Source organism: Nocardioides sp. CCNWLW239, from assembly GCF_037137035.1.
GTDB lineage: Bacteria > Actinomycetota > Actinomycetes > Propionibacteriales > Nocardioidaceae > Nocardioides.
Genome location: NZ_JBBBNW010000001.1, coordinates 519,066 through 531,378, shown reverse-complemented (window position 1 = coordinate 531,378; position 12,313 = coordinate 519,066). Strand labels below are relative to the sequence as shown.

Genomic DNA, 12,313 nt, shown 5'->3' with positions numbered 1-12,313 from the left:
CTCAGCCCTCGCGGTGCACCTTGTGCGGAGCGGCCTGGGCGCGCGGCTTGATGACCAGCTCGTCGATGTTGACGTGAGCCGGGCGGGTGGCCATCCAGACGATCGCGTCGGCGACGTCATCGGCCACGAGCGGTTCCGCGACGCCCTGGTAGACCTTGTCGGCCGCCGCCTGGTCGCCGCCGAGGCGGACCAGCGAGAACTCCTCGGTGTGCACCATGCCGGGAGCGACCTCCATGATCCGCACCGGCTGGTCGACGATCTCCAGGCGCAGTGCCTCGGTGACCGCGCGGGTGCCGAACTTGGCCGCGTTGTAGCCGGCGCCGCCCTCGTAGGCGCGGCGGCCGGCGATCGAGCCGACGTTGACGACGGCGCCCGCCCCGGATGCGATCAGGGCCGGGAGCAGCGCCTTGGTCACGCGGGTCAGGCCGATCACGTTGACCTCGAACATCGCCTGCCACTTGGCCAGGTCGGCCTCGGCGACCTTGTCCACACCGAACGCGCCGCCCGCGTTGTTGACCAGCAGGTCGAGACGGTCGCCGACGGCCTCGACGAGCGCGGCGACGGAGTCGTCGGAGGTGACGTCGGTCGCGATCGCGGTGCCACCGATCTCGGCTGCGAGGGTCTCGATCCGGTCGGCCCGGCGAGCGGCGAGGAAGACGTGGTAGCCCTCCTTGGCGAGCTGGCGGGCGGTGGCGGCGCCGATCCCGCTCGAGGCGCCGGTGACGACAGCGTTCTTGGAGACAGTGTTCTTGAGAGCCACGGAACCATTCTCTCGTGGGCCGCTCGACATTCGGCACCGGGTCCACGATCGAAGATGTTCGCGCCGGCGGGAATGACGAGCGGCGTCAGCGTGTTGAGAACCTGGATTGGACTCGACGAGCAAAGGGGCAGGCATGATCCACCGCGTGGCGATGGTGAGTCTGCACACCTCTCCGCTCGACCAGCCCGGCACCGGCGACGCCGGCGGCATGAACGTCTACGTCCTCGAGCTCTCCCGGCGGCTGGCGACCCAGGGCATCGCGGTCGACATCTTCACGCGCGCGACCTCCTCGCGCCTGCCGCAGGTCGTCGAGGCGTACGACGGGGTGGCGGTCCACCACGTCCACGCAGGTCCTTTCGAGGGGCTGGCCAAGGGTGACCTTCCCGGGCAGCTGTGCACCTTCGCGCGCGAGGTGCTCCGCGCCGAGGCCTCCAACCCGCCGGGCTACTTCGACGCCGTGCACTCCCACTACTGGCTCTCCGGTCAGGTCGGCGCGCTCTCCCGCGACCGCTGGGGCGTACCGCTGGTCCACTCCATGCACACCATGGCCAAGGTCAAGAACGAGGCGCTCGCCGAGGGCGACAGTCCCGAGCCCGAGGCCCGCGTGATCGGCGAGGAGCAGGTCGTCGAGGCGGCCGACATGCTGATCGCCAACACCGACCTCGAGGCCAAGCAGCTGATCAACATGTACGACGCGGAGCCAGGTCGTGTCGCCGTCGTGCATCCCGGTGTCGACCTGCGCGTCTTCCGTCCGCGCGGGCGGGCCGAGGCGCGAGCGGCGCTCGGGCTCCCGGCCCGGGCTCACGTGCTGCTCTTCGCCGGCCGCATCCAGCCGCTCAAGGCGCCCGACGTGCTGCTGCGGGCCGCTGCGGTCATGCTCGCTCGCGACCCGTCGCTGCGCCGCTCCCTGGTGGTGCCCATCGTCGGCGGTCCTTCCGGCTCCGGTCTGGAGCACCCGACCGGACTGGCCGATCTGGCCGTCGAGCTGGGGATCTCCGACGTGGTCCGGTTCGTCCCGCCGGTGCGCCAGGACGAGCTCGCGCTCTGGTACTCCGCCGCCTCCGTCGTCGCCGTCCCCTCCTACAACGAGTCCTTCGGCCTGGTCGCCGTTGAGGCCCAGGCCTGCGGCACCCCGGTCGTCGCCGCCGCGGTCGGCGGCCTGACCACCGCGGTGAACCACGGCCGCAGCGGGCTCCTGGTCGACGGCCACGATCCGGCGCAGTGGGCCGACGCGCTCACCAACGCCGTCGCGTCCCACTCGCGCTGGTCGGCGCTGGCCGACGGCGCCCGCGAACACGCCCAGGACTTCTCCTGGGATCTCACCGCACGCAATACGCTCGAGGTCTATGAAGAGGCCAAGATGCTGATGCGTGAGGAGCTGACGGCATGAACGATGGTGCGCGGAGCGATCTGGAAGAGGTCGTACGCGGCTGGCTGAGGTCCAACGACCTGGACTGGGACGAGACCTCCCAGCCCGGTGGCGAGCTCGTCTTCTCGTTCTCGCTCCCGGGCGAGCGCAAGCTGCAGACGCCGGTCCGTCTCGATCTGGGGCAGCACGCGCTGGGCGTCCACGCCTTCGTCTGTCGCCGTCCCGACGAGAACCACGAGACCGTCTACCGCTGGCTGCTCGAGCGCAACCTGCGGCTCTACGGGGTCGCCTTCGGCATCGACCGGCTCGGCGACATCTACCTCGACGGCCGCCTGCCGCTGGCGATGGTCGCGCCCGACGAGCTCGACCGGTTGCTCGGCTCGGTCCTGACGTACGCGGACGAGTCCTTCAACACCATCCTGGAGCTGGGATTCGCCACCTCGATCCGCAAGGAATGGGAGTGGCGCAAGCTGCGCGGCGAGTCGACGGCCAACCTGGAAGCCTTCCGAGGCTGGCTCGAATCCGCCGAGTAGTCAGATTTCGACTACTCGGCGGGGCGGCGGCGGGTGATGAGTACGCCTGCGATGCACATCGCGCCACCGACGAAGGCGAGCGCCGGCGGCACCTCGTCGAGCACCAGCCACGCCATCAGGGCGGTGATGAACGGCACCAGGAACGTCGACTGCGCGAACTTCCCCGCGTCGGAGTGGGACAGGGCATAAGCCCAGGTCACGAATGCCAAGGCGCTCGGGAAGAGGCCGAGGTAGACGATCCAGCCGATGTTGCTGACGCTGATGTCGGGGATCGTGGTGATCAGCTCTGCCGACCAGGGCAGGCAGATGACCAGGCCGGCGACGGCGTACCAGAACGTCAGCAGCAGCGCACTCATCGTCGGCAGCAGCTTCTTCTGGGTGAGGACACCGATCGCGAAGGTGAGCGCCGCGACGACCGAGAGAGCGACGCCGATCCAGTCGCCGGTGTCACCGTTGGCCGATGCCCGGCCGATCACGACGACGCCCGCGAAGCCGACACCGGTGCCGATGAGGATCCACCGGTGGATGGTCTCCTTGAGCACGAGACCGGCCAGCAGCGCCACCACGATCGGGCCGATCTGCACGATCAGCGCCGCGGTCGCTGCGTCGATCCGGCGCTCGGACTCGTTGAGCGCCAGGTTGTAGATCCCCAGCCAGGACGCGCCGCCGATCGCGATCAGCGGCCACTCCTTCCGGGTCGGCAGCCGGAACCCGCCCTTCAGTGCGAGGTATGCGCCGAGCGCCGCGACCATCACCACCAGCCGGCCCAGTGACAGGCTCCCCGGCGGGACCGTGTCGCCCAGATGCCGGATCCCGACGAACGCCGACGCCCACAGCACCAGCGTGACCCCACACGCCACCAGCGGCTTCCAGAGCGGGGTGGTCTCCGTGGGGGTGGGGCTGATCGTCGTCGTCACGATAAAAGCGTAAAGATCCGTACGCCGCCGGGCGAGCGGATATCGGCCAAGCATGTGCGACATCCCGCCATCCCGCCCCAGCCGAGGCGGGTGGGTCCTTCGGCGTGGGTCAGCCCTTCGACAGGCTCAGGAACCACCGCGGAAGGTGCGGCGGTAGGCGGTGGGGGTGATGCCGAGGGCGGCGTGGAAGTGGAGGCGGAGGGACTGGGCGGTGTTGAGACCGCAGCGTGCGGCGACCTGCTCGACGGTGAGGTCGGTGGTCTCGAGGAGGTTGCGGGCGAGCTCGATCCGCTGGCGTTGCAGCCAGCGGCCGGGGGAGTCGCCGATCTCGTCGCGGAAGCGCCGGGTGAAGGTGCGTACCGACATCGAGACCTGGGCGGCCATCGTCTCCAACGAGACCGGTTGGTCGAGATGGCCGAGCGCCCAGGCGATCGCGGCCGAGATGCCGGGGTCACCCGGGGCAGGTTCGTGGTGCCGGATGAACTGCGCCTGCCCGCCGTCGCGGTGGGGCGGGACGACCGTCACCCGGGCGACGCGGTTGGCGACCGCGGCGCCGTGGTCGCTGCGTACGGCATGCAGGCAGAGGTCGACGCCGGCGGCCACGCCGGCCGAGGTCAGGATGTCGCCGTCGTCGACGAAGAGTACGTCGGGGTCCAGTCTGACCTGCGGGAACAGCTCCCGGAACTGTTCGGTGTAGTACCAGTGGGTGGTCGCCGGACGGCCGTCGAGCAGCCCCGCCGCGGCGAGCGCGAAGGCACCGGTGCAGATCGACATGATCCGGGTTCCCGGACGGATCATGTCGAGGGCCTCCTTCAACGGTGCCGACAGCACGCCGTCGGTGACCATCGGCGACATCTCGTCGAACTTCGGGATCACCACGGTGTCCGCCTCGGCGAGCACATCGGGTCCGTGGGGTGCGAGCACGACGACGTCGGAGTCCGACGGCACGGGTCCGGGGCCGCCGGTGGTGCAGGTGACGACCTCGTAGAGAAGCCGATCCTGGCTGTCGCGAGCCTTGCCGAAGATCCGGTGCGGGATGCCGATCTCGAACGGGATGAATCCGTCCTGGATCAGCACCGCGACGCGGTGCGGCGACGGAACCCGTTCGTCACTCATGGCTGGATCTTATCGTTAGTTGTCAATCAGGCCACTGTTCGATGCGGTGCGCCCCCGGGAAGATCATCCCCATGACCCAGACGACGTCCCCGCCGCCTGCCGGCCGCACCGCCACGCGCCGCCCCCGTATCCACCCGGCCTGGCGGGTAGCCGCCGTCGCCTTCGTGACCATCGTCGGAGCCGCCGCCTTCACCGCGGCACCAGGCCTCCTGGTCGGTCCGCTGCACGACGAGTTCGGCTGGTCGCGCGGCACGATCGGGGCCGGGATCACGCTGCAGCTCGCTCTCTACGGCCTGACCGCACCGTTCGCCGCGGCGCTGATGGACCGCTTCGGCATCCGGCCCGTGGTCGCCGTCGCGCTCACGATGATCACCCTCGGCTCGCTCGGCACCGTCTGGATGAGCCAGTCGTGGCAGTTCGTCCTCGGCTGGGGCGTCCTCGTCGGCGGTGGCAGCGGCTGCATGGCGCTCGCCTTCGGTGCCACGATCACCACCCGCTGGTTCGACAAGCGCCAGGGGCTCGTCAGCGGTCTGCTCACCGCCGGCGGAGCGTCGGGCCAGCTGATCTTCCTGCCGGTGCTGGCGATCCTGATCGGGGAGTACGGCTGGCGGGCCGCCTCTGTCACGATCGCCCTGGTCGCTGCCGCGGTGATCCCGTTCGTGCTGCTCCTGCTGCGCGACTACCCGGCGGACGTCGGCCTGCCTCCTTACGGCGCCGAGCGGATCGTGCCGCGACCCGCGCCCGCGACCGGCGCCGCGCTGCGGACCGTACGTGTGCTCGGGATGGCGCTGCGTACCAAGGCCTTCTGGCTCCTCGCCGGCGCCTTCGCCATCTGCGGGATCACCACGAACGGGCTGATCAGGACCCACTTCGTCCCTGCCGCGCACGACCACGGCATGGCCACGGTCGCGGCCGCCTCGCTCCTCGCCGTGATCGGCATCTTCGACGTCGCCGGGACGATCTTCTCCGGCTGGCTCACCGACCGCTTCAACCCGGTGGTGCTGCTCGGCGTCTACTACTCGCTGCGCGGGATCTCACTGATCTTCCTGCCGATGCTGCTGGCGCCCGAGGTGCACATCCCGATGGTCTTCTTCATCGTCTTCTACGGCCTCGACTGGGTCGCCACCGTCCCACCCACGCTCGCGCTGTGTCGCGAGATCTGGCCCGAGGACGCCCCGATCGTCTTCGGCTGGGTCCTCGCCTCCCACCAGGTCGGTGCCGGCCTGGTCGCGTGGATGGGTGGGGTCGTACGCGATGTCACCGGCTCCTACGACCTGGTCTGGTACGCAGCCGGCGCGCTGTGCGCTGCCGCCGCGCTGATGTCGCTGGTGACACCGCGCGCGCCGGTCTCGGACAAGCAGCCGGCTTCGGCCTGATTCAGGGCCGCCCCGTCTACGGGGCGGGTGTGATCACCATCCGGTTGGAGACATAGAGCCGACCAAGGTCGGCGGTGAGCTGCACGGCGCTTTCGCGGCTACCGGGCAGACGCGCGACACCTTGAAAGGTCGCGCTGGTCTCCCCCGCGGGAACGACCACGGTGTCAGGAACCTGCACCATGCTGGTGCCTGAGAAGAGGTCGACCGGGGTGTCCCGGGTGGAGACACCGGTCAGTCTGACCGTGCCGGTGAACGGTACGCCGCTGGTCGCCTGTTCCGGCAGCGTGATCGCACCCAGGCCGGGCTGCAGCACGACCGGAAAGTCGTACGTGCGGGCCCCGATCGTCACCCCGAGGATCGCTGGCGTGGTCGTCGTCACCTCCGCGACGACGATCGGGAGAGCGACGGAGGTACGTCCCGCCGGGATCGTGACTGGGGCGAAGGTCAGAAGCGGTGAGTCAGAGGTCAGGGTCACTGGCACTCCACCGGGACCTGCGGGACGTTCGAGGCGGATCATGGTGTCCGCGCGGCCACCTCCGTAGAAGGTCTGCTCGCCCAGCGACACGGGGTCCCCGGGCCGGAAATCCCGCTGGACCAGCACGTTCATGGTTCGTTGCTGGCTTCCGAAGGTGGCAGTGATGCGCACCTCGGTGTCCTCGGAGGGTGCTGCGATGGTCTGGCTCGTCTCGGCGCGGGTGGCACCCTTCGCTACGGTCAGGGTCGAGGGGAGCGTGATCAGCGGATCGCTCGTCTCAAGGCGGACGACGGTCTCCGTGACCGCCGGGAACCCCAGATCGACGTGGGCGCTCACGGTTCGGTTGCCGTTCGCGTCTGCCCATGTGTCCAGCTCGACCGATTCGAGCCCTGGGTGCGCCTCGAGGTCGAAGTGGTGTGCCCACTCTCCGGTGGCGGAACCAACGCTGAGAAGTGAGTAGATGAGGTTGCTCTGGGAGTCGGCGCGGGTGCCGTCGGTCACGGTGACCGGAACGCCGACGCTCGTCCTGCCGGCAGAGACAAGAACCCGGCTCGGGACCTTGATGTTCGGGTTGTTGCTGCGCAGGTAGACGTAGCGCGAGATATCGAGTGCGCACGGCTGCCTGAGAGCGACCGTTGTCGGCTTGGTGCCGGCGTAGATCACGTTGGTTGTTTCCCGTGAGGAGGGCATGCACATCTCAGGGTTCGCGGTTGCGACGAAGGAGTCGGACACCCAGCGGGTCGAACCGGCCTTGCGAGCCTTGACGGTCACGTTGAGCCGGTTGGTGCGAGCGGTCGCGGTCACCGGGAAGGTGACGCTCGGTCGGTCCCTGGGGATCCAGATGTCGTCGGAGGCGTGTGCCGTCGCGCCCGCGGTCGTCGATACGACCAGGCGGGTCCACTTGGTCGTGCGGCAAGCGAGTCGGACGACGGCTTTGGCGGGGTTCCCACTGACGATCGTCGAGGGGCTGACGGTCAGGCTGCTCAGCGGAGGGCTCGCACAGTACGCGTACCTGCGGGTGAGTGTGGTGGACACCGTACGGCGGTTGTACGTCGCGCTGACCGAACCACGGGTCGTGATCGCCGTGAGCCTGGTCCTCACCGTGAAGGACCGGGTGCGATGGCCGCTCCTGACATAGACGGAGGACGGAACGACGATCCCCGAGGTCGCTCTGACCGCGATCCGCTTTCGCGTGCGGGGCGCACACGAGAGAGTCACCGTCGCGGTGGTGGACTGCCCTGCCGTGACGGCGGCTCGCTTGACGGTGATCTTCGAGAGCGTCGGGGTGCTGCAGGCTGCAACCGCGGGTGAAGCGGCGGTGCCGACCGGTAGGAGGACGGCGACCATGAGGGCGAATAAGAGCGGCAGGCGACGCAACACGACGTACTTTCCGTTCGGTGCCGCGGGTCGCGGACAGGCAGACGAATCCTAGACGGAGGTCAGGGTCTCGGGCATGGCCTGAACGGACTACGTTTCGACGGCCACGATGGCCTCGAAAACGACCGTGACACGCCGACGGGTCGGCGTGTCACGGTCGTTTCGGCGCGGCTGGTGGCCCCTACAGGTCGAGCTTGTAGCCCAGGCCCCGGACCGTGACCAGGAACTTCGGCTCGCTCGGGTCCGGCTCGAGCTTGGCGCGCAGGCGCTTGACGTGGACGTCGAGGGTCTTGGTGTCGCCGACGTAGTCGGAGCCCCAGACGCGATCGATGAGCTGGCCGCGGGTCAGGACCCGGCCGGGGTTGCGCAGGAACATCTCCAGGAGCTCGAACTCCTTGAGCGGCAGGCGCTGCTCGTTGCCGTCGACGGTGACGACGTGGCGCTCGACATCCATCCGCACGGGGCCGGCCTCGAGGGTTGCCGGGGCCGCGTCGGGCTCGGTGCCGCGCCGCAGGACCGCGCGGATGCGGGCGACGAGCTCGCGGGGGGAGTAGGGCTTGGTGACGTAGTCGTCGGCACCGAGCTCGAGGCCGACGACCTTGTCGACCTCGTCGTCCTTGGCGGTCACCATGATGACCGGGACCGACGAGGTGGCCCGGATCTGGCGGCACACCTCGGTGCCGGAGAGACCGGGAAGCATCAGGTCGAGCAGCACGATGTCCGCGCCGTTGCGGTCGAACTCCTTCAGGGCGTCGGTGCCGTCCTCGGCGACGGCGACCTCGAAGCCTTCCTTGCGGAGCATGTAGGACAGTGCCTCGCTGTAGCTGGCTTCATCTTCGACGACGAGTACCCGGGTCACGGGCGTTCCTCCTTGCTTGTGCCGGACTGCCCGGCAGTTGGAAGGTGCTGGGGCAGGGTGAGGGTGAAGGTGGATCCTTGACCCTCCTGCGACCAGACCTTGACCTCGCCACCGTGTGTGGCGGCGACGTGCTTGACGATCGAGAGGCCGAGCCCGGTGCCACCGGTGGAGCGGTGGCGCGCCGGGTCGACGCGGTAGAAACGTTCGAAGATCCGGTCGATCTCCGTGGACGGGATGCCGATGCCCTGGTCCACGACCGAGATCTCGACCGAGCCGTCGGTCGCACGGGTCGAGACGGTCACGGTCGATCCGGGGTCGGAGTAGGCGACCGCGTTGGAGACCAGGTTGGTGACCGCGGTCGAGACCTGCTCGTCGTTGCCGAAGACGTGCAGGCCGGCGGTGCCGGCGCTGACCACGTTGATGCCCTTGGCGTCCGCGTCGACCGTCGAGCTGTCGACGGCGGCAGAGATGACCTTGTCGACGTCGACCGCGACCGGCGCCTCCAACGGCTCGTCGCCCTGCAGCCGGGAGAGCTCGATGATCTGCTGGACGAGCGCGGTCAGCCGCTCGGACTCGGTGATCATCCGGTTGGAGAAGCGGCGTACGGCCTCGGGGTCGTCGGAGGCCTCGGTGACGGCGTCGGCGAGCACCCGGATCGCGCCGACCGGCGTCTTGAGCTCGTGACTGACGTTGGCGACGAAGTCGCGGCGTACGGCCTCCACGCGACGCTCCCGGGTGCGGTCCTCCACCAGGACGAGGGCCAGACGGGTGCCCAGCGGGGCGACGCGGGCGGTGACATGCCGCGACGCGCCGTTCGCGCGCGAGATCACCAGCTCGGTCTCGCGGATCTGGCCGTCACGACGCACGCTGTGGACGAGCTCGGACAGCTCGGGAGAGACGAGCGAGGTGCCGCGCACCAGCCCGAGGGCGTACGCCGGGGCGCTGGCCTTGAGCACGGTGTCGTCCTCGTCGACGACCACCGCGCTGCTCCGCAGGACCGAGAGGACCGCAGCGACCTCGGAGGGAACCTTCGGGGGTTCGACCTCGGGGATCTTGCGGCGGGAACGCTCGCTCATCGCCCACGCAAGCACCGCCGCTCCGGCGACGACAGCGCCGAGGAGCGCAGCAAGAAAGGCCTGCGTCGTCGAGTCCACACGATCAGGGTAATCCCATCAAACACCCATCTCTGACCACTGGACGCCTCCGCGCCGAACGTTCACCATCGGTTCACTCGGGAGGCAGATCCGTACATGTGGGGTGTCTAGGATCGGCCCATGCGTGCTGCTTTCCATGACGACCTCGATGCCATCTTCACCGATCTGACCAGTGTCTGTGAGCTGGTGTCGGTGGCCGTCCGCGATGCCACCACCGCTCTCCTCGAGGCCCGCAACGACCTCGCCGAGCAGGTGATCGACAAGGATGTCGAGATCGACGACGCCCGCGAGCGCATCGAGGAGAACGCCCTCGAGCTGCTCGGCCTCCAGTCCCCGGTCGCCGGCGACCTCCGCGTCGTCGTCGCCGCCCTGCGGATGATCTCCGACCTCGAGCGGATGGGTGACCTCTCCGTGCACGTCGCCAAGATCGCCAGGCTGCGTACGCCGAACAAGGCCGTCCCCGAGCTTGCGCAGCCGACCATCGCCAAGATGGCCGAGATCGCCCAGCAGATGGTCGCGCGCACCTGCGAGATCCTCCGCACCCGCGACGTGTCCGCCGCCCAGGACCTGGTCGCCGACGACGACGAGATGGACCAGCTGCGGCGCAAGTCGTTCGCCGAGCTGCTCGGCCAGGACTGGACCCACGGTGTCGAGCCCGCCGTCGACGTGGCCCTCCTGGGTCGCTACTACGAGCGCATCGCCGACCACGCGGTCACGGTCGCCAACCGGGTCGTCTTCGTGGTGACCGGCGAGGTCCCGGCCGACTCCTGACCCGCCGGGTCGGCGCATCCTGACAGAAGATCCCGCCGGGCCGGCTCGTGGAGACGAGCCGGCCCGGCGGGATCGTTCTTGTTACTGCTTGCCTTGGTTGGCGACAGCCTCGGCAGCGGCCGCAGCCGCCTCTGGGTCGAGGTAGGTGCCGCCGGCGACGACCGGCTTCAGCGACTCGTCGAGCTCGTAGACCAGCGGCTGGCCCGTGGGGATGTTGAGCTTGGCGATGTCGGTCTCGGAGATGTTGTCGAGGTGCTTGACCAGCGCGCGCAGGCTGTTGCCGTGAGCGGTGACCAAGACCGTCTGACCGGTCTTCAGGTCGGGCACGATGGCGGAGTCCCAGTAGGGGAGCATCCGCGCGACGACGTCCTTGAGGCACTCGGTGGCGGGAACCTCGATGTCGGCGTAGCGGGCGTCACCGACCTGGGAGAACTCGGAGTCGGCCTCGATCGGCGGCGGCGGGACGTCGTAGGAACGACGCCACAGCTGGAACTGCTCCTCGCCGAACTTCTTCAGCGTCTCGGACTTGTTCTTGCCCTGCAGCGCGCCGTAGTGACGCTCGTTGAGACGCCAGTCGCGCCGCACCGGGATCCAGTGACGGTCGGCGGTGTCGAGAGCGATGTTGGCGGTGTTGATCGCGCGGCGCAGCAGGCTCGTGTGGACCAGGTCGGGAAGGATCCCGGCCTCGGCCAGCAGCCGGCCGCCGTTGACGGCCTCGGCCCGACCCTTGTCGGTGAGGTCGACGTCGACCCAGCCGGTGGACAGGTTGAGCGCGTTCCACTCGCTCTCGCCATGGCGCAGCAGGACGAGCTTGTAGGTCATCAGTGGGCTTCCTCGGCGCCGGGGAGGGCGGCCGGGGGGAACTCGCACGAGTAGGGGTCCTCGGAGAGGGTGCCCGTGGACTCACCGTGAGCCTCGGTCTCGCCCTCGGTCGAGTGCTCGTCCTCCGCGGGAGCGTCGGCCGGCAGGGTCGAGGCCTCGTCGGTGCCCTCGGTAGCGCCCTCGGACGCCTCGGCGTTCTTGCCCTTCTTCGCAGGCTTCTCGGCCTCGTCGGCGGCCGCGACGACCTCGGCGTACGGACCGCACTGGGTGACGACCGGGACCGAGACGACCTTCTCCTCGCCGTCGGAGAGGGTGAAGGTCATCGGGACGATGTCGCCCGGCTTGAAGTCGCCGGTGACCGCGATGCCACCCACGGTCGGGTCGGCGAGGTTGATGATCCCGGCGGTCGGCAGTTCGATCGGCTGGAACGACTCGGGCGTGACCGTCTGGGTGGCGTCGGCCGCGGTCGCGATCGAGGTGACCGACGGCAGCGCCTCGCCGGCGACGGCCGGGTTGATCGCCGGGTCGAGCGAGAAGGTGCCGACCAGGACGCCGGAGCCTTCCTGTGCGGTCACGATGCGAGCTGCGTTGATCCGGATGGCACCATCGAGCGTCGAGCCACCGTGGGTGATCTCGTTGGGCCGGTCGGTCGCGTAGTCGAAGCTGCTGCAGGCGGTGAGCGCCGGAAGGGCGAGCGCCACGAGGGCACCCGTCACTGCGAGCCGCTTCCGCATAACCTTGGTCGTCACGCGCGACACTCTATCCGCCCGATCGGGTGATATCG

Annotated in this window: 12 protein-coding genes; 4 read left to right on the top strand and 8 right to left on the bottom strand. The window is 69.2% G+C overall.

What is annotated here, in order from left to right; all coding sequences use genetic code 11:
- Nucleotide 1 precedes the first annotated feature (1 nt).
- Nucleotides 2-790, bottom strand: coding sequence for an SDR family NAD(P)-dependent oxidoreductase (locus WBG06_RS02610; protein WP_442945402.1), 789 nt, complete (start codon nucleotides 788-790; stop codon nucleotides 2-4).
- 103 nt (nucleotides 791-893) lie between these two features.
- On the opposite strand from WBG06_RS02610, the gene mshA reads away from it, so the two are divergent.
- Nucleotides 894-2,150, top strand: a complete 1,257-nt coding sequence (mshA, locus tag WBG06_RS02605) for a D-inositol-3-phosphate glycosyltransferase (RefSeq protein WP_336734857.1) — start codon at nucleotides 894-896, stop codon at nucleotides 2,148-2,150.
- The gene (locus tag WBG06_RS02600; protein ID WP_336734855.1) at nucleotides 2,147-2,662 is read left to right on the top strand and encodes a YbjN domain-containing protein; all 516 of its coding nucleotides are present in this window, start codon (nucleotides 2,147-2,149) and stop codon (nucleotides 2,660-2,662) included. Before mshA ends, WBG06_RS02600 begins: the two co-directional genes overlap by 4 nt.
- A gap of 11 nt (nucleotides 2,663-2,673) precedes the next feature.
- Here WBG06_RS02600 and WBG06_RS02595 read toward each other — a convergent pair whose 3' ends face one another.
- Both WBG06_RS02595 and WBG06_RS02590 read right to left on the bottom strand, forming a co-directional pair.
- Complete coding sequence (locus tag WBG06_RS02595; RefSeq protein WP_336734854.1) at nucleotides 2,674-3,579, bottom strand: DMT family transporter; 906 nt, start codon at nucleotides 3,577-3,579, stop codon at nucleotides 2,674-2,676.
- Between the two features lie 126 nt (nucleotides 3,580-3,705).
- Nucleotides 3,706-4,695 (bottom strand): GlxA family transcriptional regulator, encoded by a 990-nt coding sequence (locus WBG06_RS02590; protein WP_336734852.1) that lies wholly within the window; start codon nucleotides 4,693-4,695, stop codon nucleotides 3,706-3,708.
- Nucleotides 4,696-4,766: 71 nt separating this feature from the next.
- Between WBG06_RS02590 and WBG06_RS02585 the strand changes: the two genes are divergently transcribed.
- Nucleotides 4,767-6,071, top strand: a complete 1,305-nt coding sequence (locus WBG06_RS02585) for an MFS transporter (RefSeq protein WP_336734850.1) — start codon at nucleotides 4,767-4,769, stop codon at nucleotides 6,069-6,071.
- Nucleotides 6,072-6,087: 16 nt separating this feature from the next.
- Here WBG06_RS02585 and WBG06_RS02580 read toward each other — a convergent pair whose 3' ends face one another.
- The 3 genes from WBG06_RS02580 to WBG06_RS02570 form a co-directional block, all read right to left on the bottom strand.
- Nucleotides 6,088-7,893, bottom strand: coding sequence for a hypothetical protein (locus WBG06_RS02580; RefSeq protein ID WP_336734847.1), 1,806 nt, complete (start codon nucleotides 7,891-7,893; stop codon nucleotides 6,088-6,090).
- 211 nt (nucleotides 7,894-8,104) lie between these two features.
- Nucleotides 8,105-8,782 carry a response regulator transcription factor gene (locus WBG06_RS02575; protein ID WP_008360778.1) on the bottom strand — a complete coding sequence of 226 codons (678 nt, stop codon included), beginning with the start codon at nucleotides 8,780-8,782 and terminating at the stop codon, nucleotides 8,105-8,107.
- Complete coding sequence (locus WBG06_RS02570; protein ID WP_336734845.1) at nucleotides 8,779-9,936, bottom strand: sensor histidine kinase; 1,158 nt, start codon at nucleotides 9,934-9,936, stop codon at nucleotides 8,779-8,781. The genes WBG06_RS02575 and WBG06_RS02570 overlap by 4 nt, the downstream gene beginning before the upstream one ends.
- A 120-nt stretch (nucleotides 9,937-10,056) precedes the next feature.
- Between WBG06_RS02570 and phoU the strand changes: the two genes are divergently transcribed.
- Entirely contained in the window at nucleotides 10,057-10,707 is a 651-nt protein-coding gene (gene phoU / locus WBG06_RS02565; protein WP_336734843.1) for a phosphate signaling complex protein PhoU, read from the top strand.
- Between the two features lie 81 nt (nucleotides 10,708-10,788).
- Here phoU and WBG06_RS02560 read toward each other — a convergent pair whose 3' ends face one another.
- Both WBG06_RS02560 and WBG06_RS02555 read right to left on the bottom strand, forming a co-directional pair.
- Nucleotides 10,789-11,529: a phosphoglyceromutase gene (locus WBG06_RS02560; protein WP_336734840.1), complete on the bottom strand. Its 741-nt coding sequence runs from the start codon at nucleotides 11,527-11,529 to the stop codon at nucleotides 10,789-10,791.
- Nucleotides 11,529-12,278: a hypothetical protein gene (locus WBG06_RS02555; RefSeq protein WP_336734838.1), complete on the bottom strand. Its 750-nt coding sequence runs from the start codon at nucleotides 12,276-12,278 to the stop codon at nucleotides 11,529-11,531. Before WBG06_RS02555 ends, WBG06_RS02560 begins: the two co-directional genes overlap by 1 nt.
- Nucleotides 12,279-12,313 lie beyond the last annotated feature (35 nt).

What these genes read in the sequence shown, in the direction of transcription:
- WBG06_RS02610 (WP_442945402.1), bottom strand. Translation starts at nt 790, where the DNA reads ATGTCGAGCGGCCCACGAGAGAATGGTTCCGTGGCTCTCAAGAACACT.
- WBG06_RS02585 (WP_336734850.1), top strand. Translation starts at nt 4,767, where the DNA reads ATGACCCAGACGACGTCCCCGCCGCCTGCCGGCCGCACCGCCACGCGC.
- mshA (WP_336734857.1), top strand. Translation starts at nt 894, where the DNA reads ATGATCCACCGCGTGGCGATGGTGAGTCTGCACACCTCTCCGCTCGAC.
- WBG06_RS02590 (WP_336734852.1), bottom strand. Translation starts at nt 4,695, where the DNA reads ATGAGTGACGAACGGGTTCCGTCGCCGCACCGCGTCGCGGTGCTGATC.
- WBG06_RS02560 (WP_336734840.1), bottom strand. Translation starts at nt 11,529, where the DNA reads ATGACCTACAAGCTCGTCCTGCTGCGCCATGGCGAGAGCGAGTGGAAC.
- WBG06_RS02580 (WP_336734847.1), bottom strand. Translation starts at nt 7,893, where the DNA reads ATGGTCGCCGTCCTCCTACCGGTCGGCACCGCCGCTTCACCCGCGGTT.
- WBG06_RS02600 (WP_336734855.1), top strand. Translation starts at nt 2,147, where the DNA reads ATGAACGATGGTGCGCGGAGCGATCTGGAAGAGGTCGTACGCGGCTGG.
- phoU (WP_336734843.1), top strand. Translation starts at nt 10,057, where the DNA reads ATGCGTGCTGCTTTCCATGACGACCTCGATGCCATCTTCACCGATCTG.